This is a genomic window from Ruegeria atlantica, assembly GCF_013033965.1.
In the GTDB taxonomy this organism is placed as follows: Bacteria; Pseudomonadota; Alphaproteobacteria; order Rhodobacterales; family Rhodobacteraceae; genus Ruegeria; species Ruegeria atlantica_D.
The window spans coordinates 42,643-62,604 of record NZ_WQFE01000016.1 but is presented as its reverse complement, the minus strand read 5'-3'; the positions used below and the strand labels follow the sequence as shown (position 1 = coordinate 62,604).

17 protein-coding genes, 1 tRNA gene and 1 pseudogene are annotated in these 19,962 nt (G+C 55.4%); 10 read left to right on the top strand and 9 right to left on the bottom strand.

Translation table 11 applies throughout. The features are described 5' to 3' along the window. Window positions 1–359 precede the first annotated feature (359 nt). The 9 genes from GOW16_RS21480 to GOW16_RS21440 all read right to left on the bottom strand — a co-directional run bounded on the left by GOW16_RS21480 (window position 360) and on the right by GOW16_RS21440 (window position 10,844). The gene (locus GOW16_RS21480) at window positions 360–716 is read right to left on the bottom strand and encodes a hypothetical protein (RefSeq protein ID WP_170419452.1); all 357 of its coding nucleotides are present in this window, start codon (window positions 714–716) and stop codon (window positions 360–362) included. 690 nt (window positions 717–1,406) lie between these two features. After that, window positions 1,407–1,946 carry a hypothetical protein gene (locus tag GOW16_RS21475; protein WP_170419450.1) on the bottom strand — a complete coding sequence of 180 codons (540 nt, stop codon included), beginning with the start codon at window positions 1,944–1,946 and terminating at the stop codon, window positions 1,407–1,409. 60 nt (window positions 1,947–2,006) lie between these two features. After that, window positions 2,007–3,629: an exonuclease domain-containing protein gene (locus GOW16_RS22885; RefSeq protein WP_254429869.1), complete on the bottom strand. Its 1,623-nt coding sequence runs from the start codon at window positions 3,627–3,629 to the stop codon at window positions 2,007–2,009. 66 nt (window positions 3,630–3,695) lie between these two features. Then, window positions 3,696–5,393 carry an ATP-binding protein gene (locus GOW16_RS21465; RefSeq protein WP_170419448.1) on the bottom strand — a complete coding sequence of 566 codons (1,698 nt, stop codon included), beginning with the start codon at window positions 5,391–5,393 and terminating at the stop codon, window positions 3,696–3,698. 10 nt (window positions 5,394–5,403) lie between these two features. Then, window positions 5,404–6,432, bottom strand: coding sequence for an SIR2 family protein (locus GOW16_RS21460; protein WP_170419446.1), 1,029 nt, complete (start codon window positions 6,430–6,432; stop codon window positions 5,404–5,406). 715 nt (window positions 6,433–7,147) lie between these two features. Further along, window positions 7,148–7,224: transfer RNA gene (locus tag GOW16_RS21455), tRNA-Arg, on the bottom strand. Window positions 7,225–7,289: 65 nt separating this feature from the next. Continuing rightward, window positions 7,290–8,672 (bottom strand): sensor histidine kinase, encoded by a 1,383-nt coding sequence (locus GOW16_RS21450; protein ID WP_254429868.1) that lies wholly within the window; start codon window positions 8,670–8,672, stop codon window positions 7,290–7,292. A gap of 18 nt (window positions 8,673–8,690) precedes the next feature. After that, on the bottom strand, window positions 8,691–10,109 hold the full coding sequence (locus GOW16_RS21445) for a dihydrolipoyl dehydrogenase family protein (protein WP_170419444.1): 1,419 nt from the start codon (window positions 10,107–10,109) through the stop codon (window positions 8,691–8,693). A 3-nt stretch (window positions 10,110–10,112) separates the two neighbouring features. Next, the gene (locus GOW16_RS21440; protein WP_170419484.1) at window positions 10,113–10,844 is read right to left on the bottom strand and encodes a TVP38/TMEM64 family protein; all 732 of its coding nucleotides are present in this window, start codon (window positions 10,842–10,844) and stop codon (window positions 10,113–10,115) included. A gap of 296 nt (window positions 10,845–11,140) precedes the next feature. On the opposite strand from GOW16_RS21440, the gene rpmH reads away from it, so the two are divergent. The 10 genes and pseudogenes from rpmH (at window position 11,141) to GOW16_RS21390 (ending at window position 19,900) form a co-directional block, all read left to right on the top strand. After that, the gene (gene rpmH / locus GOW16_RS21435) at window positions 11,141–11,275 is read left to right on the top strand and encodes a 50S ribosomal protein L34 (RefSeq protein ID WP_170419442.1); all 135 of its coding nucleotides are present in this window, start codon (window positions 11,141–11,143) and stop codon (window positions 11,273–11,275) included. 25 nt (window positions 11,276–11,300) lie between these two features. Continuing rightward, window positions 11,301–11,727 (top strand): annotated as a pseudogene (rnpA, locus tag GOW16_RS21430) (ribonuclease P protein component). Beyond that, window positions 11,724–11,963, top strand: a complete 240-nt coding sequence (gene yidD / locus GOW16_RS21425; RefSeq protein ID WP_170419441.1) for a membrane protein insertion efficiency factor YidD — start codon at window positions 11,724–11,726, stop codon at window positions 11,961–11,963. The pseudogene rnpA and the gene yidD overlap by 4 nt, the downstream one beginning before the upstream one ends. 76 nt (window positions 11,964–12,039) lie before the next feature. After that, window positions 12,040–13,656, top strand: coding sequence for an acyl-CoA dehydrogenase family protein (locus GOW16_RS21420; RefSeq protein WP_170419438.1), 1,617 nt, complete (start codon window positions 12,040–12,042; stop codon window positions 13,654–13,656). A 44-nt stretch (window positions 13,657–13,700) separates the two neighbouring features. Continuing rightward, entirely contained in the window at window positions 13,701–14,594 is an 894-nt protein-coding gene (gene ttcA, locus GOW16_RS21415; protein WP_170419436.1) for a tRNA 2-thiocytidine(32) synthetase TtcA, read from the top strand. A 71-nt stretch (window positions 14,595–14,665) separates the two neighbouring features. Continuing rightward, on the top strand, window positions 14,666–16,198 hold the full coding sequence (locus GOW16_RS21410) for a GGDEF domain-containing phosphodiesterase (protein WP_170419434.1): 1,533 nt from the start codon (window positions 14,666–14,668) through the stop codon (window positions 16,196–16,198). Window positions 16,199–16,321: 123 nt separating this feature from the next. Then, on the top strand, window positions 16,322–18,151 hold the full coding sequence (gene yidC / locus GOW16_RS21405; RefSeq protein ID WP_170419432.1) for a membrane protein insertase YidC: 1,830 nt from the start codon (window positions 16,322–16,324) through the stop codon (window positions 18,149–18,151). Then, a complete protein-coding gene (locus GOW16_RS21400) occupies window positions 18,148–18,885 on the top strand; it encodes an MOSC domain-containing protein (RefSeq protein WP_170419428.1) in 738 nt (245 codons plus the stop codon). The genes yidC and GOW16_RS21400 overlap by 4 nt, the downstream gene beginning before the upstream one ends. Continuing rightward, the gene (gene yihA / locus GOW16_RS21395) at window positions 18,882–19,535 is read left to right on the top strand and encodes a ribosome biogenesis GTP-binding protein YihA/YsxC (protein WP_170419426.1); all 654 of its coding nucleotides are present in this window, start codon (window positions 18,882–18,884) and stop codon (window positions 19,533–19,535) included. Before GOW16_RS21400 ends, yihA begins: the two co-directional genes overlap by 4 nt. Beyond that, a complete protein-coding gene (locus GOW16_RS21390) occupies window positions 19,532–19,900 on the top strand; it encodes a DUF2946 domain-containing protein (protein WP_170419424.1) in 369 nt (122 codons plus the stop codon). Before yihA ends, GOW16_RS21390 begins: the two co-directional genes overlap by 4 nt. Window positions 19,901–19,962: the final 62 nt, after the last annotated feature.

Below are 19,962 nucleotides of genomic sequence, written 5' to 3'. Positions count from 1 at the left end.
GGGCACCACCCGCGGACGGCACTAAGATCCAAGATGCTCCGTACTTGAGGCAAATAGCTCCCGACCCTCGTGGGTCTGGATCAGAGGCAATCGCTTGGCCGAGAGAGGCTGTTTAATAACCGAACCGCCCAGGCTTGAGGACCGCCAGACCGTAAAATTGGGCCGCAATGGGAGGCGCGAGTGCTTTGACCTTGTCCGCAAGAAGTCGGTTCGCACCCGCAGTTCAGAACAAGCACCCGAAGCGACAGCGGCATTCTGCATTCTGCGTGTTTTTTCACGAGCGTTGGATGATCGGGCGGCGTTTTCAGGACGCTCAAATGTCGGCGAAGGGGTGTTATGTGAAGCGATCTCTGGTTGTATCACCGCCCACCTGGGTCCTCATCACTCCAGTGTCCCAATTCATAAATGCCCTGTTTTTTCATACGACGAATAAAAGCAAGGTAGTTTATCACCTGGTCGACCTCATCCATGTCTCCAGTGGCATAGGCGGCTGCAATCATCTTGAACTGAGCCTCAGGATCCTCCGCTACTTTTTCGTCACACCGATCCGGACTGTTTTCAGTCCCCAATGAAGCGGTCCGTGCTTTGTCTACTTCGCCCCTCATCTCACTAAGATAGGCCTTCATACTGAGTTCGGGGGTGTTCTCGCCCAACTTAACTACGGCCTCCCAAATTGGTTTGAGCCGTTCAAAAAGATCATTTCGACCATCAGTCATGTCTCTTCACCTCGCAGTTTAACAATTGCTTGTAGTTGGCTTTTAGAAAGAACTGACAGCGGCCTACACACATGAAATACTTGCAACGATCCGTTGCCTGTAGACCGCCCTGGCTAAGGGGCCTCTCCGGTAACCTGACCCGATGCACAAATTCCTATCCAAAGCCGTCCTATTCCCTTCGATTGATTTTGAAGACCCAATCCGATATCCAGTCCGGCTGCGTGTTCAGTGTCAAAGCCGAGCTCAAGCCAAGACTAACGAACCAGACGATGGAGGGTGCCATGTAGTTCTGAAACTGCATGAAAGGCCACAGACATGGCCCATTACAAACGCAAACGTCGCCGCACCGTGCCTGTGAACGGGTAGGTATCCGTTCGATGCTTATTGCGCGAGATTCACGATGTGAGACAAGACTGTTCGCTAGATCTTTACACTCACAGAGTGATTGCGGATCTGCGATCATGAGCCCATTGCCGCCATCGATCGTGCTTTGGCCCAACAGGTCGAATGAGCCCATTGCCGACTTTGCTCTTGTTCAATGTGTTTGCAAACGCAGCATGATTGTCCGGCCCGAAGTGGACCTCCATTGTACCAGAACTATGCCGCGGTGCGGTCGTAGAAGCGGACGGACATTCGTCGAAACAACAAGCTTAGATCGGCAGCTGAAATTACGCGCGACACCAAAAAGTTCTAATAGAGAAGCCGTTGTGGCTGGATTTTCCGCGTATTGTAGCGCTTTCCAAACTCGTCCAGAACCAATTCGAGCGTTGCTACGAAAGTTATGAAATTGAAGCTCAAGCCCTTGTCTCGTTTCTCATGCAGGTAGCGCCACTCAACAAATGCATTGGCGTGGTGCTCAAGGACATCTTTGATGTTGTATTCCATCCACCCGCTCCAAGGATGAATTGGAGCAACTTTGTCTTTGAATGCGGCATTCAGCCTATCCTTGCTTGAGACGGGTAAAGCGTCGAAGAGTTTTGCGAGATCGTGTGTCCTGATTGGATCATGACGATCATGGTCCCAAACAAACCAAGCTTTAAGCGCGAATTCCATTGCCAGCGCCAAAAGCATAGGCTCAACGCCGATATGACAGCGCTCGATTGAAGCATCACTTGGCTGGGAGCTGTCCTCCATCGACAAAACCTGTTTCAGAATTGAACGCGCATACTGCTCGAGCTTCACCCCGGTGGACAATCCAGCAAACACTCTCTTGGTGGAGTTATCTGACAACTTTATGGATTCCGTTTGTCACTGCCCTGCCGCCTTTGAAGGCCTCACTTAAACCAGACATCATTCGGCTTCGATCAACTTAAGAAATTCCGACTCACCAAGGATCTTGATTTCATGCCCTTCACTCTGCAGATCTTCCGCGCGACGGTGCTTGCTGCTTTTGTCGTGACCCGCCAAAGTCGATAGATCTTGGTCTCCAACAACCAAAAGCGTTACTTTCTTCGAAACACTTGTCTTTACAGTTATCCCTGCTCCAGCAGCTATTGTCGCCGCTTCCACACGAGACATACTCAACTGCCCTGTAAAGCAAGCAACATGCCCGTAGAGAGAGCCGCTTTGATTGCCAGCAATCGCCACCGAAGTTTGGTAATTCTGATTTCTAGACTTCGCGAGTTCGAAGAAATCCGAACCAGTTGCAGCTTCTGCCGCCAGAACGACTTCAGCCGCCGCACGTGCATCTTCTTCTGCATCATGGTGTTCAAAGCTTAAGCCAAGGTAAGTCTTTAAATTAGCCAACCCATGGCCACCATTACCTTTCAGTTCTGGCCAAGCTCTTCTAGCGATTTTGACGCTATCGACCCAGTTGGCCTTCAATTCTGGAACACCGTGAAATTTGCTGGCCGCATAAAACGCCTGTTTGTCGAAATTGCTGTGTTGCACCAGAAGATGCCGCTCAAGGAACGGGCGCAAAGACTGAATAACTGCCATGAAATTGGGGGCCCCTGCTACTGAAGATTCATCAATCCCGTGTAGGTTGACATTCGAACGTTCGAAATCTTGTTCAGGGTCGATCAGTAATCCAACCGTCTCAACATCTCCGCTGGTGGACACCATCGCCAACCCTACTTGGCATATGCTGCTGTGTTGTCGGTTCGCTGTTTCGACATCTACGGCCACAAACCGGAATGTGCGGTCAGTAAATGTCTCTAAGTCAGGTGAGATGTCCGCCTTCGAAGTTCTTGGGGCCGGTATGTAAATTCTAGTTTCAGCGGGCTGAGTTTGACTCGAAGAAGTACTCGGCTCTGATATGTAGAGCGCATATGTCTTTCCCTTCTTTTCCCTTGTGATCTCGCCAGCTTTTTCCAACCAAGAAACCAAGTTGCTCACATGACGGCCATCTTCTTCCCCGAGCTCGGCCTTTACCTTGTTTTGCAATACTCCTGGCTTGGACGAGACAAGCTTTCGAATGGCCACAAAAAGCTCATAAGACTTAAAGTGTCTCATCGCATCGAACCTGTAAGACTCAAGGTGGTCGAATTCGGTTACAAGATCACGAATTTTCTCAAGTCCCTCTAAATCCCCTGTTAAGGCCATCATCGTGCCACCTTGCTGCAATGCAGGGACGCGGAGCTGCAACCGTGCACCATCTCCTCTTGGGTCTTTCAACCAATCTCGAAGTGGTGCAATGCTCCTGTGGGCCGCTTCAGCAGCCTCTGCGTATCTTTTCTTTGAGATCGAATTTTGCAAGCTTTCGAGCAGGGGAAAGTAGTCACCGCCTGGCATCTCAGCGGACAATCTCTCCAATGTCTCTATGTTTTGCGGCTCCCATTCCTCAAGTTCTTCGGAGAATGGGGTAGACCGTTCTCCAACACTGCTCCCCCCTTGCCGTTTCGTGGCGACTTGGAAAGAGTCGCTCTTCAGAGTTTTCTGAGAACTAAATAGCTTTTTAAAGAATCCCAACATGCTGCCCCCTAGATGACATTCGACATCTGTCCTGTCGAAGCGTGCCTTTGCTCCGCCGGACCGAAATTAGTTGCGAACCTTTTGGTTTCGCCAAGTATCCAAAATTTCTGCGACATTTAACTCGACCGGTTCTTCGCTCCATAGCGCTGTAAAGGATGCATCGGCGCTATCCGGAGCAGGGTTAGGTGCATCCACTTTGATGCGCGTCGGCATCATCATTGAATCACCAATCAAGATGGCTTCACCACGCCTTAGCGAAGCGAACATTGACGTTATTCCTCGAACGGAATCAGGAAGCAGGTTGCGAACATACGACTGGTCGTCCGGATTCGAAATTCTCAAGCACAGAAAACTCCCGCACTGCGATAAAATCGTGGACGACATTTCCCTCGGTCGCTGACTAATGACTGTTAGACTTATTCCGTACTTTCGACCTTCTTTTGCGATCCTTTCGGCCGACTCTCGCGGGGCTTGGTTAGATCCTGAGTCGCTCAGATAGATGTGAGCTTCATCGGCGAAAATGGATATGGGAAAGCGCGAACCCTTGAGGCGGCTATGCCAATAGGAGAAGTCAAACAGACACCTGAGAGTTAAGGATATCAAGGAACCTCTGACATCAAAGGGTACAGGGCTCAGGTCAAGAACGACTATCTTTTTCCTATTTGAAATCTCCTCTCCCAAGAGTTTGCGAAATAGGTCATCCATTGAAGCACTGGAGTTATATGTTTGGGGTTTGAAGATCAGGTCATAGCGTCGGTCGTTTAGCCGAGATTCCAGCCTCATGAGAAGGCGGGTAAACTGCCCATGGAGTGGCCCCTTAACTTTTTTCGTACTGCCCTGAACCATTTCGACATCCAAACGCCGAAACTCATCAACGATGTCCATAAGGTCGAAATAGACCGGCGTATCGATAGTAATTTTTTCTAGACCGAGGGCAGCATTCTCGGGGTGGTTCTCCTTCGCAGATTGCAACAGCTCTTTAAATTTGGCGTTTTGGTTCGGGGCGCTGGACTCTGCTCGATCTATCATGAGCGAAAGAATTTCCTCTGCGTTCATCAACCAATAGGGCATCTCGATGTCGGCAGCAGAAATAACCTCGGCTTCATCCCCAAATGCTGAAGCATACTCTCCATGCAGATCAAGCAGGAGGACGGTCGATTGTGGGAATTGTGCAATCTTCTGGAGGACAGAGGCAACCGTCCAAGACTTTCCCCCACCTGTTTGCCCTAGTATCGCAGCATGACGGCCAAGGAATGCATCAAGGTTCAGTTTTGCTTCTTGCTCAGGAAGAAGGGACAACTTCCCCAAAGAAAAGTTCCCTTCGGCAAAGCTTGTGTAGATGTCATTTATTGTTGAAGGGAGCACGGCGAAAACGGGGGCGTTCACTGTTGGTAAGACATTGGTTCCCCTTTCAAAGTCTCCGTCTGAATCTATTGTTCCAATCGGAATCGTAACAAGCTGTCGCGAGACTTGGTCGATTACAAAGTCACCCGCAGTGACGGCTTCTTTGGCTTCTGTCACGCCAACATTTGCTTCTCGCATCCGTGTTTCTGTGACAAGACACAGCAAAGTGCCGTTTGGTAAAGACAGCTCAACAAAAGATCCGGGCTGCCCAATTAGGATGTTCACCGGACCATCTGGAGTGGAGACGTCAACCGCCATCTCTTCAGGCACGCCAACAGTGTTCTCTTCGTCAAATTCAATTAGTGATACGGCAATTGTATCGCCTTTAACCTCAATTACTTTTCCGATTTGGTGCTTCACCGCGTATCTCCTAAAATAGCTCGACAAACTTGCTGAACATCCAGGCTTCGCTTTCCTCTTCAGTCTCACGCCCGCCAATCACCTTTTTGTCTCGGCAAACATGAAGAACATTGGGGCGTGCACGTAGGTCACTCAGGTCTTCAGGCTCGACTTCACAGAAATTGCAGAGCGAGATGCCACCGGACGAAATGTGAGGCTTCACCAAGCTGTCGTTAATGTGGCTGTCCCCGAAGCTGAAGCCGGAAGCTATCAAGTGTTTGCAGCGTCTCCCTAAAACTGAGTTAGAAATACGAAAGAGGCCGTCGTATGGTCCTGACAGAGTTTCAATTACCTTGCTTCGCCGCGGGAGCACCATACATCTTGCATCTTGCTCTACAATTGCGCTCGGAGCCGCCTCAAAAACGCGATCACCTTTGCGATACCAAGACACCGATCCATGAAGCTTGACTAGTCTTATGGTCAAACCGCTCTCGGGGGTGAACCTGGATCCAGAGGTTGTCCCAGATACGATCGAAAACTCCTGTTCTGAAAAGAACCTCTTTGTCGCGCCACAAAACCCATTTATCAGTTTCAAGCCAACTTCGGCGCAAGCCTCTTCAAGCAACAGATCATAGTTTGTCGTGAGAAACCAAACATTGGTAGGTCGGTCAAAAGCCCGTCTTTTGAGCCTCTCCAATAAGGCAACTTGATTGGATATATCTGGATGAGTAACTCCCAGTATCGCATCTCGAACCAGTTCGCGGATCTTTTCTCTTAGAGACTGGAACTTCGGAAGCTGACTGTTTGTGTGATGCTCGATTACTATGTCTGAGATTTCTTCGATGTTTGGCAATCCTTTGCCGTCATCGTATGCGAGCCCTTTGGCCGCAAGAGCGTCGTCCAATGCGGACCTGTCGTCTGTTGACAGTGCTCTTACAACATCTTTCGTCAATCCAGAAACTAGTGGATAACCTGACTCAAATGACGTCCCTGCGCCTAATAGAAAACCCAAGTTGTCTATACTTGTTCCTGCTTTTGGAACGAATTCTTCAATATTCAAAATATCACTTCTCAGAAATGGTGACGACGTCCTCGCACAACCGACGGTAGCGTAATACACGATGGCTAACCAGACTCAAAATAGGTGCATGAATGGTGGAAGGATTTGTTAAACGTCAGCTATCATGCTGCACCGAAAAGGGGTGCCGAAGCGAAGGTCGGTTTCCTGCACGTTGGCTCGACGATTTCAACTGGTAGGCCCCTCACTTTCAATTAGTCGAACAATTGGCAACCTGAAAGTCCGCTTCTAAACTGGTGCAAGGCGTTGTTAGCGTCCGCAGCGAAGGTCCGCTTACCGCCCGTTTCATTAGAATAACAACGCGTTCTTGCGCAAACAGTAAAGGCGCAGCCTGCTCCGTTGCACCTGTTTTAGGGCAGCGGGATTTGGACAAGCCAAACGCCCCTGGCCATCAGGGGTAAGGCGCCGCCTTCCCCCTCGGGCAACCCTATTAGACAACACCGTGTCCTCGGCTACACCTGCGGGCCGCACCACTATTGTCGAATAGCATTGCCTCGCCCCCATCCGCGTTCGCCACATGGCAGATCAGCAGGAACAGGCGCCTTCGGCGACTGATCTGCAAATCAGCCCTGATTTTCCCAATGGAGAAGTCAGGATCATTGAAACCGGTCTAGGTGCTGGATGAAGGATGTGAGGCGAAAATGGAAAGGTTCTGTCGCTGGTGGCAGAACTATGTGTCGCCTGACAAAAAGGAAAGTGGCGGACCGAGGAGGATTCGAACCCCCGACCCCTTGATTCGTAGTCAAGTACTCTATCCAGCTGAGCTATCGGTCCGCGTTGGTGAGGCGCTATTTAGACCCGGCGTTCAGGACGCGCAAGTCGATTCTTCAAAAAAAAAATTAAAAAGTCCCATCACCCCGCGGAAGTCTTATTTCAAAGGTCGTTCCCTCGGGCCCGGTTTCCGCCAGTATCAAGTCTCCGCCGTGCCCACGCACCAACTCTTGCGAGATGGCAAGCCCCAGGCCAGAACCCCCTTTGCGCACCCCACCTTGAAACGGAGTAAACAGGTTTTCGCGAGCTTTGGGCGGCAATCCGGGGCCGTTATCCCTGATCTCGACACACCAATCATCATCATGAACGCAGCCGGCGATTGTGATTTTTCCCGGCGTCCCGGACGCGACCAAGGCCTGACGTGCATTGCGCACGAGGTTCATCATGACGCGGAAGATCTGTTCCGGGTCCGCACGGGCCACAAGATCCTTGGGCACCTCGTTCACGATCTCGACGCACGCTTCTGCAACGGCCAGTTGTTCGCTGGCGACGACATCTTCAGCGACGTCATGCAGAGGCACCATGGTCAACGTCGGCGCAGGCTCTTCCGCGCGTCCGAAGGCCAGCGTGCTTTCGCACAACGACACTGCACGCGTGATAGAGTTCACCAGCTTAGGTGCCATTCGCCGCACCAACGGATCGTCGCTGGTTTCGATCCGGTCGGTAAAAAGCTGTGCCGACGTCAGAATATTTCTCAGGTCATGACTAACTTTTGCTACGGCCCCACCCAGCTGGGCCAGACGCTCTCGTTGTTTCAGGGCTTGCGTCAGTTCCGTCTGCAACTTCTGCAACGCCTCTTCGGCCTCGCGCAGCTCGGTCACTTTGGAATTGGGTGAAATGATCCCGCGCGCATCCTCTGGTGCGCCAGCATAACGTTGCATGTAACCGACAACACCCTTGATCGGCTTCACCAGAACGACGCGTACAGCGAGAAACAGGAAGAAAGCCGTAATGATGGAAATCACAAAGGACAGACCCAAAATGCGAAGGCCATAGTCGGTCATCGCCATACGCAAAGGCATGCTGTCTATCGTGACCTCGATCAACAGACCCGCGCCTTTGACGGGCTCACCAATGACGCGGATAACCTCGTTTTCCGGAGTGAACAGGCGCGCCATTGCATCCCGGATCAAAATCCAGGGTCCGGCGTCGCGCAGGTCATATGTCATGGTAATCTGCTCTGGTATGGGCGAGGACAACATAAGTTGCCGCACTTCATCACGCCGCAGCACGACGTTGTAGACACCGGCATTTGCCAGCAGCTCTGCTTCAAGCTCTTCGGCCAGCATGTCATCTGCCAGCAAAGCAAGCGAGGCGATCTGAGCGCGCTCAAGCCGATTCAGCAGGAAATCCTCGCGGAACCGCGCAATGGACGGGACAAAGATCAGGATTTCGGCCAACATCACGAAGACCGTAGTCAGGATCAGAAAACGGCCCGACAGCGAGTTCAAATGATGCTCCTTTTTCTGTCAGGGGATCCAGCGCTGGACGAACCTGACCACTCGTTTAACCGTCTGATTCTCAAACAGCCTTGGCGAGAAATAGGCGCCCGCCACTCGTTTGTTAAGCTCTCCGATCGTCGGGTATGGTGAAACCATCGCCGCGATCTGGCCCATCTTCAGATTATTGGCCAACGCAAGGGACCACAAGTTGATCAGTTCACCGGCCTGATGCCCCACGATTGTAGCGCCCACCGGACGGCCTTTCACAACCATAACCTTGATGAACCCTTTCGTCTTCCGCTCAGAAATCGCGCGGTCGTTGTGGTGATAATCAAAGCGCGCAATCTCGACCTTGTCACCATATTGCTCCCGAGCCTGTGCCTCGGTCTGACCCACCTGCGCCAATTCCGGGTCAGTGTAGGTCGCCCAGGGTACATGAGCCGTTTTTGCTTTCGACGGCAGGCCAAACAAAGCAGACCGGATAATGATGCCCGCCTGATACCCGGCGACATGGGTGAATTGCAGGCCACCTGCAACGTCGCCAATGGCATAAACCTTGCGATTGGTCGTTCTCAGCGAATCGTCCACCTTGATCCCTGTCCGGGTCTGTTCAATCCCTGCGATCTTCAGGTTCAGACGATCCACATTGGATTTGCGCCCTGCCGCGATCAGCAGGTGTGACCCGGCAAAAATCTCGCCGTTTTCGGTCACAACCTCGACCGCGCCTTCGTTGCCGCGAATCTGAGCCACCATCGCCTGTTCATGGATCGCCACACCTTCCGCCCGGAGGCTGTCCAGAACAATGGCCGCGGCCTCGGGGTCGTCCTTGCCCAGCGCCTGCAATCCTTCAATCACGGTGACTTTGCAGCCCAGCCGTACATGCGCCTGTGCCATCTCCATCCCGATTGGGCCACCGCCGATGATCAGCAGATGCTCCGGCTTGTCGCGCAGATCAAAGATCGTCTCATTTGTATAAAACGGCACCTGATCCAGACCCGGGATCGGTGGGACCAATGGCGATGACCCGGTCGCGATCACCACACGACGTGCGGTGATCAGGTTGTCGCCCGCCTGCACCTGGGTCGGAGAGATGAAGCTGCCGTATTCCCGGATCACCTTGACGCCAAAGCCCTCGAACCGTTCCTGGTTATCCATCGGCTCGATCTGAGCGATAACATCGTGGACGTGGTCCTTGGCGGCAGCGTAGTCGACCTGAGGCACAACGTCTGCCACGCCCAGCGCAGCAGAGTGCGCCTGACCGTAAGCCGCCTTGCTGCTGGCAATCAGGGCCTTGGATGGAACACAGCCGAAATTCAGGCAATCGCCCCCCATCTTGTGTCCTTCCAGCAGGACGACATCGGCCCCCATTTGGCTTGCGCCTGCGGCCACCGACAGACCGCCTGACCCGGCGCCAATCACCAGGATATCGGTTTTCAACTCTTGCATAGATCAGGCGTCCTTTCGGCCACGCAGGGATTTGATGACAATTGGCAACGCGGCCAGAACACACAATCCGATAATCGGGCCAATGATAAAGGGTTCCCACAAAAGCGAAACATCCGGCGTTTCGCCCCGGTCGAACACCCCACCCAGCCCAACGCCGATCCAGGTGTAGACAATCCCACCCGGAATAATGCCCAGCGCCGTCGTGATCAGGAAATTGCGAAACTTCACACCGACCAGAGCCGGCACCAGATTGGCCACAAAGAACGGGACAACGGGGACCAGGCGCAACAGGAACAGCACCGAAATCTCATTCTCGCGCAGTCCATCCTTGAGTTTTTTGATTGTCCCCTCTGAAGACTCAAGCCGTTTGGTCAGGGATTCGCCCAAGCCCCAACGTGCGGCCAGAAAGATCGCGGACGCCCCGATGGTCGCGGCAAACACGTTGAACACGGTGCCGGCGAACAGGCCAAAGAGAAACCCGCCCGTCATCGACGCCACTGCGGCACCTGGCAGCGAAAACGCGACGATGACGATGTAGATGCCCACAAATGCTGCGGCCATTGCCCAGTAATTCGCATCACGCCACGCCAAAAGCGCCTCGCGATTGTCCCGCAGGGTTTCAAAGGTCAGATAGTCGCCCAGCGTGAAGAACCCCGCCACCGCAACGGCGAGAATCACCAGCAAAGGAATATGCCGCGCAAGCCCATTGCGCGGCGCCTGAGTCGTATCGCTCATAAGGCTGTCCGGTTTGTTACGTTTCATTCTGTCCCCAACATGCGCTGCTTGCGCCGCTGGCAACAGGGACCTCACGCTGCCTTGATGTTTTTGGTAGCGAATGTGAGGGTTTGAGGCGACAAACCAGCTGTTTTGAAACCTTTTGCCTGCCCCGATTACAGAATTGTTGCAAAAGGCGCGAAAACCCCCACCTAGGGGTTTGACTTACCCCCCGCTACCCAGTAGAGGACGGGCTTCGAACACCACGGGCAGGCGAATCCGCGCCGCACCCGACCGCATTTAATGGAGACGGAGCGATGAAACGCACCTATCAGCCTTCGAACCTGGTTCGCAAACGCCGCCACGGTTTCCGCTCGCGCATGGCCACCAAAGCCGGTCGCAAGATCCTGAACGCGCGCCGTGCAAAAGGCCGCAAATCGCTGAGCGCGTAAACCGCTCACCGATCAGGTTATGAACATGACGCCGCCGGAGGCCCCTCGTGGATGGTAAGAACCAGCCCGGGGATATGCCCCCGGCGGCGTCCGTTTGCGCGCCTGAAACTCTGACCGTTCTCAGGAAACGATCTGATTTCCTGAAAGCCGCGCGTGCCCGCAGACAGGGCACATCCTCGATGATGGTGCAGGCCCGCAAACGCGCCCCCGATGAGGCGACAGGAATTCGGGTTGGCTTTACCTGCTCCAAAAAGGTTGGCAACGCCGTCGCCCGCAATCGCGCCAAGCGCCGACTGCGCGAGGCCGCGCGGGCTGTTTTGCCCATCAACGGGCAAGACGGGTGGGATTACGTCCTGATCGGCCGGGCGGAAACGACCGCCACGCGACCGTATGAGGCGCTTTTGGACGACCTCAGCTATGCGCTGCGCAAAGTGCACAGCGCGCGGAAATGACCCTCTTCTCTCATATCGTCGCTCTGCCCGTCCGGGCTTATCGGCTGGTGTTCAGCCCGTGGGTTGGCTTCAATTGTCGGTATCAGCCAACCTGCTCAGCCTATGCGCTGGAAGCATTGGAAAAGCACGGCGCCATCAAAGGAAGCTGGCTGGCAGCGCGGCGGATTGGCCGGTGTCACCCCTGGGGTGGCGATGGGTATGATCCCGTACCGGATCGCAAGGACGACATCGGCTGATCTTTGTGACCCCTCGTCACGCTTGACCGATCCAGAGCTCCGCTGAACACTTGGATGCGTTCAACCCGAGGTCCAGATGACATCCGACGCCCGCGACAACCTGCCGACACATGACGTTTTGAACCAGCCACCGGTGCGCGGGGACATCGACTTGTGGTCCGCAGATCCTGTGCTGCAAAACGCCGTACGCTTTACGGGTGGCCGCGCCACGCCGCTGGCGACCTATGCCAAGACACTGGGACGGGCAGAAACAAGGGAATTGGGGCGTGTGGCCAATCGGCATTCGCCCGAGCTTCGAGTTTTCGATCCGGGCGGCAGACGTCTGGACGAGGTTCGGTTTCACCCAGCCTATCATCAAATGATGCAGATCAGTCAAACAGGCGGTTACGCCGCGTTGGCCTGGGACGGTCAACCCGGAGGTCACGTGACTCATGCCGCGATGGTGTACCTGGCCGGCCAGATCGAACCCGGACATTGCTGCCCGATGACCATGACCTACGCAGCGATCCCTGCGCTTGCGACCAACCCGCAGATTGCAACAGTTTGGCGGCCAAAACTCACGGCGCGTTGCTATGATCCGTCGCTGAAACCAATCGACCAAAAAACCAGCGCGACTCTGGGCATGGCGATGACCGAGAAACAGGGTGGCTCGGACGTCCGCGCAAACACCACGGCCGCCACCAGGGACGGCGAGCATTGGCGTCTGCGCGGGCACAAGTGGTTTTGCTCTGCCCCGATGTCCGATGGATTTCTGACGCTGGCACAGGCTCCGGACGGGCTGACCTGTTTTCTCGTTCCCCGCTGGCTGGAGGGAGAGCGCAACGCAATCCACCTGATGCGGCTGAAGGACAAGCTGGGCAACAGATCCAACGCCTCTGCCGAAATCGAGTATCACGACGCGCTGGCCTATCAGTTGGGGGATGAAGGCGCGGGTGTGCGGACAATTATTGAGATGGTCCATCACACCCGGTTGGATACGGCCATTGCCCCGGCGGGTCTGATGCGCGCAGCGCTTGGCGAAGCACATCATTGGGTCACGCACCGCAGCGCCTTTCAGCGCCGGTTGATCGACCAACCGCTGATGCGCGCCGTTCTGGCCGATCTCGTCTTGGATTGGGAAGGTGCAGTGACGCTGGGGATGCGCGTTGCGCTAGCCTTCGACGGCCAGTCGCTTGAAGAGAAAGCCTTTGCCCGCATCAGCGTTGCTCTGGCCAAATTCCTGAACAACAAACGGTGCCCTGCCGTAGTGGTCGAGGCAATGGAAGTGCTGGGCGGCATGGGTTATGTCGAAGATACCCCCCTGCCCCTGCTCTACCGCGAAGCGCCTTTGAACGGCATTTGGGAGGGGTCGGGCAACGTGATCTGCCTCGATATCCTGCGCACCCTCGCTCGTGACCCGCTGGCTGCTGAGGTTCTGCAAGCTGAATTGAACGCTGCCACAGGCAGTGACCGTGGGTACGACGCCGCGCTTAAGGCCCATCGCGACCGGTGGCCAGGCCTGCCACCTGAACAGGAGGCCCGGTGGTTTGCTGAACGCACGGCCCTGTTGTTGACGGCCTCTCAACTGTTACGCCACTCGCCGTCTGCGGTTGCCGATGGGTTCATCTCCACGCGGCTGTTAGGCGAAGGCGGGCGCATCCCCGGATCGGTATCCGGGTTGGACACGAACGCCTTGCTGACACGCCTTGGCTGACCCGGCCACTTGCCCGGTTGCCGCAACTGCTGTAGGGGCTGCGCATGTTTGACGAAGCTGACGATATCCACCCACTCTTTGCTGGCGCGCCCTCGACCACCGAGTTCAAGAAGCTGCGCAAACGCATCGTGCGCCAGACCCGCGAAGCCATCGAACACTATGGGATGGTGGACCCGTCCGCACATGACAAAGACGGCAAACCGCCCCGCTGGCTGGTTTGCCTGTCCGGCGGCAAGGACAGCTATACCCTGCTGGCAGTTTTGTACGAATTGAAGTGGCGCGGGTTGCTGCCCGTTGATCTGCTGGCCTGCAATCTTGATCAGGGTCAGCCCGGATTTCCGGCCACCGTCCTGCCCGAGTTTCTGGAACGCATGCGCGTACCGCATCGGATCGAGTATCAGGACACCTACTCTGTCGTCATGGACAAGGTTCCGCAGGGCCGTACCTATTGCGCCCTGTGTTCGCGCCTGCGTCGCGGCAATCTGTATCGTATTGCCCGGGAAGAGGGCTGTTCGGCCGTCGTACTGGGCCATCACCGTGACGATATTCTTGAGACGTTCTTCATGAACCTCTTCCACGGCGGGCGTTTGGCCACCATGCCGCCCAAGCTGGTGAATGAAGAAGGGGACCTGTTCGTGTTCCGCCCTCTTGCCCATGTGGCCGAGGCCGATTGCGAGAAATTCGCCACTTCGATGAACTATCCAATTATTCCCTGCGACCTCTGCGGCAGTCAGGATGGCCTTCAGCGCCAGCAGGTGAAACAGATTCTGGACCAATGGGAAAAGAACAGCCCAGGACGCAGACAGGTGATGTTCAGGGCACTGACAAACGCGCGCCCGTCACATCTTTTGGACCCAAAACTGTTTGATTTTCAGAATCTTGCGCTCAACCCGAGCGAAAACGACGAAAATTCCGGCGAAATTCCTCAGCTCCGTTAACGAGTGACTCAGATTGGTTTCCTAGGGTCGACCAAAGCGTTGCAGACGCAAGGTAGAGGCCCGAAGATCCGATGTGGAAACATATCTCAGTCAGAAAAACTCTTGATGCGCTTTCCATTGGGCTGAGCGGCCCTCCCGCTTTGGCTTTCGCGCCAGCGATCAGTCTGGCCGCGTATTGGATCGGAGGAGAGCGGGCATTGATTATCGTAGCGCTTGCTCTGCCGCTTGTCCTTGCCATCGCATCAAGCGCACGCAAGGTGGTCAGTCGTACGAAAGATGATAACGGCCTCATGCCCCTCGACATGTTTGCTGCCGAGATGGAAACGCTGTTCGCACAAAACCAGCGCACCGGCCACGAAGCCGCCTGCATGATCGTTGAATTGGACGGATTTTCCGAGTGTCTTGACCTGCACGGCAATGCGGCCGGAAACGTGATGGCGGACCAGTTCCGCAGCCGCGTTGTGTCTGTTATCCGATCGCATGACATTGCCGCCGGTCTGGATCAAGGCAAGATCGCAATTGGGCTGCGTGCGGCACAGAATCTGGATCTTGAGGCCTGCATTCAGATGTCAGGGCGCATCCAGACCGCCGTGGATGAGCCAATCATGCTGAATGGCACCAGCGTTTACATGACATGCTCTATCGGGTTTTGCCTGCAATCCACTTTGCCCGACGTCGCCTTTTCTGGTTGGATCGATGCCGCCGGTGCAGCCTTGGCCGAAGCGCAACGAAATGGGCCCGCAACCATCCGCGCCTATTCTTCGGAAACGCAGCGGCGGGCACGGGTGCGCGCCAACCTACGCAGCGAGTTCATTGCTGCATTGGATAGCGGCGCAATCCGCCCTTGGTTTCAGCCGCAGATTTCCACCGACACCGGGCGCGTCACAGGATTCGAGGCACTGGCCCGTTGGGAACACCCCCAAAAAGGTGTTTTGGGACCACAGGTTTTCCTGCCTTTTGCCGAACAAGCCGACTTGATGGAGCGCCTGGGCCAGGTGATGCGGCACCACGCGTTCGCCGCCATGCGAACGTGGGATCAGGCCGGTGCAATCGTGCCTCGGATTGGCGTGAATTTCTCATCAGACGAACTGCGCGACGTGACGTTGATTGATCGGCTGAAATGGGAACTGGATCAAAACAACCTGACCCCCGACAGATTGGCTGTCGAGATTCTTGAAACAGTGTTTTCCAGACGGCCCGATGATGTGATCACCCGCAACGTGACAAGCATGTCCAAACTCGGTTGCTGCATTGATCTTGATGATTTTGGCACCGGCCACGCGTCTATTGCGTCGATCAAACGCTTTGACGTCTCACGCATAAAAATCGATCGGTCTTTTGTGACCAAAGCAGATCGGGACGCAAGCCAGCAGCAGTTGGTCAGCGCGATTTTGACAATGGCGGAACGGCTGAACGTCGAATCTCTGGCCGAAGGGGTCGAGACGCCGGGCGAGCATGCCTTGATGGCTCAACTTGGTTGCGACCACGTGCAGGGGTTTGGAATTGGCAAGCCTATGCCCTTCGAAAAAACATTGGACTGGATGGCCACACATCAGAACAAACTAAATGGAATGCCAAAAATCGGACGCCAGGCAGGTCCCTAGGCGCGAATTAACGCCACAGAACCCCGGTCAGTGATGAATTACGGGGCGATTCCGCTTGACCTTTGGGTCCGCACTCTGTTGAACCCACCGGGTGTCTTTCACTGCTCAAGGTGGCTGTCCCCGATGGACGATCAGAACAAGAATCTCATCCTCGCAACCGCGCTCAGCTTTCTCGTGATCCTGGTCTGGTTCGTGTTGTTTCCTCCACCCGAGCCGACGACGGCACCGGATGCCACCGAGATCAGCGTGACAGACGGTACTGAGGTGCAAACGCCAAGCGCCGCCGGCACGAACACGGTTGGTGAAGCAACAGCAGACGCCACCGAGATCGAGCCTGACGCCGAGGCACCACGGATCGAGATCGAAACGCCGCGCCTGAAAGGCAGCCTGTCTCTGTCCGGCGGTCGCATCGATGAGCTGTTCCTGAAAGACTACAAAGTTTCGATCGAAGAAGGTGCGCCCATTGTTGAGCTGCTGTCGCCTGTCGGGTCGGATTCCGCTTATTATGCCTTGTACGGATGGGCACCGGGCGCTGGCGTAGCTGGCGCGGACGTTCCCGGCCCGAATACGCTGTGGACTGTTGAAAGTGGTGAAACCCTTGGGGTCGATACTCCGGTCACTCTGAAATGGGACAACGGAAAGGGCCTGACCTTCCGTCGCAACATCGCAGTGGATCAGGATTATATGTTCACTGTCACCCAGTCGGTTGAAAACAACACCCAGGCCGAGGTCGGCATGGCCCCATACGGCATCCTGGCCCGTCACGGCATGGGTGAAGACGGCGACCTGCCGGAGCTCAAGAACTTCTTCATCCTGCATGAAGGCGTGATGGTCATGGCCGACGGCGTTCTGGACGAAATCGACTATGGCGATGTGCGCGATTTTGACATTGACCCGAACGAACGTGCGCAGGCCGAAGTCTTCCAGATCAAGGAAGGCGGCTGGGTCGGCTTTACCGATCACTACTGGATGACCACTCTGATCCCTGCTGAGGGGTCGGCATTCAAAGCGGCGGCAAAGTATGACGCTCGCCGCAAGATCTACCAGACCGAAACCGTTCTACCGACACTGGCGGTTGCGCCCGGTGCGACCGAAGAAGTCACCACACGTCTGTTCGCAGGTGCCAAAGAATGGGAGACCATTCGCGAGTATCAGAAAGAGGGCGTACAGAAGTTTGTCGACAGCATCGACTGGGGCTGGTTCTACTTCCTGACCAAGCCGATATTCTGGTTGCTGCACAACATCAACGCTCTGATCGGAAATATGGGCTGGTCGATCATCGGCCTGACCCTGATCATCAAGGCGATCCTGTTCCCACTGGCGTTCAAGTCCTATGTCTCGATGGCGAAGATGAAAGAGCTGCAGCCGCAAATGGAAGCCTTGAAAGAGGCCGCGGGCGATGATCGCCAGAAGATGCAGCAGGGTATGATGGAGTTGTACAAGAAGGAAAAAGTGAATCCGGCCGCAGGCTGTTTGCCCATCCTGATGCAGATCCCGATCTTTTTCTCGCTGTATAAAGTGATCTTTGTCACCATCGAACTGCGTCAGGCGCCTTGGTTCGGCCCGTTCCAGGATCTCAGCGCGCCTGATCCGACCTCGATCATGAACCTGTTTGGTCTGCTGCCCTTTGCCGGTCCGCAACCAGATACCTTCATGGCGCTGATCTTCATTGGCATTCTACCGCTGCTTCTGGGTATCTCGATGTGGCTGCAGCAGAAACTGAACCCGGCACCAACCGATCCGACGCAGGCGATGATCTTTGCCTGGATGCCTTGGGTCTTCATGTTCATGCTGGGCAGCTTTGCCAGCGGACTGGTCGTTTACTGGATCGCCAACAACACGATCACGTTCACACAGCAATACCTGATCATGCGCAGCCAAGGCTATAAGCCGGATGTGTTCGGCAACATCAAATCCGGCTTCAAGCGGACGCCCAAAACGGACGACAAATGAATGCTGAGGTAACCCATATCTGGCGACATCCGATCAAAAGCCATGGTCGTGAAGCCGTTCAGACCGTTACAGTGAGCCCCGGGCAGACCATGCCCGGGGATCGCGTTTGGGCGGTCGCGCATGAGGCGTCGAATGCGGATGGCTCGCAATGGGTCCCTTGCGCCAACTTCAGCCGCGGGTCAAAGGCACCGCAGTTAATGGCGATCTCTGCCCGATTGAACGGCGATACGATAACCCTGACGCATTCGGATCGTCCGGATCTGACCTTTGACCCGGATAAAGAGCAACAAGTCTTTTTGGACTGGGTTCAACCATTGATGCCTGCGGATCGGGCGGCGTCAGCCCGGATCGTCCGAGTGCCGGGTCGCGGCATGACCGACAGTGACTTTCCATCGATCAGCCTGTGCAACTTGGCGTCGCATCGCGCTGTCGGGCAAAAGCTTGGCAGCGATCTGTCGATCCAACGCTGGCGTGGCAACATCTGGTTCGATGGCCTGCCCTTGTGGGAAGAATTCGGCTGGCTGGGTCGCGAGGTACAGATTGGTGAGGCTGTGTTCCACGTCAAGGAACGCATCCAGCGCTGTATGGCGACAACTGCTAATCCGGAAACCGGCGTGCGCGATACGGATACGCTGGGCGCCTTGAACAGTTGGGGCCATCAGGATTTCGGTGTCTACGCCGAAGTCGTCCGAGGCGGCGCAATTTCAGTTGGCGATAAGGTTCACCCGTTATGAGCACCCTTCCCTTCCCACTGGTCGAAGACCCGGACGAGTTCGCGCTGGAACGCGGCCGCAAACTGTTTGCGGGGCCTTCCGAGTTTGTAAAAGGCGTTGTCGCGATGAACGGACTGCCGGTACCTGACCGGCTTGAAGTCTGCTTTGCCGGACGTTCAAACGTGGGCAAGTCCAGCCTGATCAACGCGCTGACCGGCACCAAGGGGCTGGCGCGCGCGTCCAACACTCCGGGCCGCACACAAGAGATCAACTTTTTCACCCAAGGCCCCGAGCTCTATCTGGTCGACCTGCCCGGATACGGATATGCCAACGCGCCGGTGAAGGTTGTCGAAAAATGGCAGCGGTTGCTGAAGCAATATCTGAGCGGTCGCCAGACCCTGCGCCGGGCCTTTGTCCTGATTGACTCACGCCATGGGGTGAAACCCGTCGATGCCGAGATCATGAAACTTCTGGATACCAGCGCTGTCACATTTCAGTGCGTGATGACCAAGGCGGATAAGGTGAAAGCTAATGATCGAGCTAAAGTGTTGGATCAGGTACGCGGCGCACTGTCGAAACACCCCGCCGCATATCCGGAAATCGTGCTGACCTCATCCGAAAAGGGTGACGGGATCTCGACCCTCCGTTCGATCATCGCACATCTGGAATGATCCTGATCGGCCGCCTTTTTCCTGTTCTGACGTTGGCGGCAATTGTGCTGACCAGCGCAATTCCTCAGGGTTGGATGCCCGCGATGGGCAGTGATGGGAAAGTGCTGCTGGTGATCTGTACGGGCGAGGGCACGGTCGAACAATGGGTCGATCTGGACCCAGATGGTCCTGTGCACGACGACACGGATTCGCGCACACTGTGCCCGTTCGCGGGTCTGACGTCGGATGCACAACTGCCACTGGTCGGCGCGACCATCCCCTTCGCTGCGGTGATTCAGCCACGTTGGGTGCACCGCGACTTCACCCATCGCAGTGCCGGGTTCTATGCCCGCTATGATGCGCGGGGGCCTCCCTTCTTCTCCTGATTCACCTCAGCACTTTTGAACCTGCGCAAACGCTGCGCAGGGCATTTTTCGAATCCGGAGAA

What these genes read in the sequence shown, in the direction of transcription:
- GOW16_RS21480 (WP_170419452.1), bottom strand. Translation starts at nt 716, where the DNA reads ATGACTGATGGTCGAAATGATCTTTTTGAACGGCTCAAACCAATTTGG.
- GOW16_RS22885 (WP_254429869.1), bottom strand. Translation starts at nt 3,629, where the DNA reads ATGTTGGGATTCTTTAAAAAGCTATTTAGTTCTCAGAAAACTCTGAAG.
- GOW16_RS21445 (WP_170419444.1), bottom strand. Translation starts at nt 10,109, where the DNA reads ATGCAAGAGTTGAAAACCGATATCCTGGTGATTGGCGCCGGGTCAGGC.
- GOW16_RS21440 (WP_170419484.1), bottom strand. Translation starts at nt 10,844, where the DNA reads ATGAGCGATACGACTCAGGCGCCGCGCAATGGGCTTGCGCGGCATATT.
- rpmH (WP_170419442.1), top strand. Translation starts at nt 11,141, where the DNA reads ATGAAACGCACCTATCAGCCTTCGAACCTGGTTCGCAAACGCCGCCAC.
- yidD (WP_170419441.1), top strand. Translation starts at nt 11,724, where the DNA reads ATGACCCTCTTCTCTCATATCGTCGCTCTGCCCGTCCGGGCTTATCGG.
- GOW16_RS21420 (WP_170419438.1), top strand. Translation starts at nt 12,040, where the DNA reads ATGACATCCGACGCCCGCGACAACCTGCCGACACATGACGTTTTGAAC.
- ttcA (WP_170419436.1), top strand. Translation starts at nt 13,701, where the DNA reads ATGTTTGACGAAGCTGACGATATCCACCCACTCTTTGCTGGCGCGCCC.
- GOW16_RS21410 (WP_170419434.1), top strand. Translation starts at nt 14,666, where the DNA reads ATGTGGAAACATATCTCAGTCAGAAAAACTCTTGATGCGCTTTCCATT.
- yidC (WP_170419432.1), top strand. Translation starts at nt 16,322, where the DNA reads ATGGACGATCAGAACAAGAATCTCATCCTCGCAACCGCGCTCAGCTTT.
- GOW16_RS21400 (WP_170419428.1), top strand. Translation starts at nt 18,148, where the DNA reads ATGAATGCTGAGGTAACCCATATCTGGCGACATCCGATCAAAAGCCAT.
- yihA (WP_170419426.1), top strand. Translation starts at nt 18,882, where the DNA reads ATGAGCACCCTTCCCTTCCCACTGGTCGAAGACCCGGACGAGTTCGCG.
- GOW16_RS21390 (WP_170419424.1), top strand. Translation starts at nt 19,532, where the DNA reads ATGATCCTGATCGGCCGCCTTTTTCCTGTTCTGACGTTGGCGGCAATT.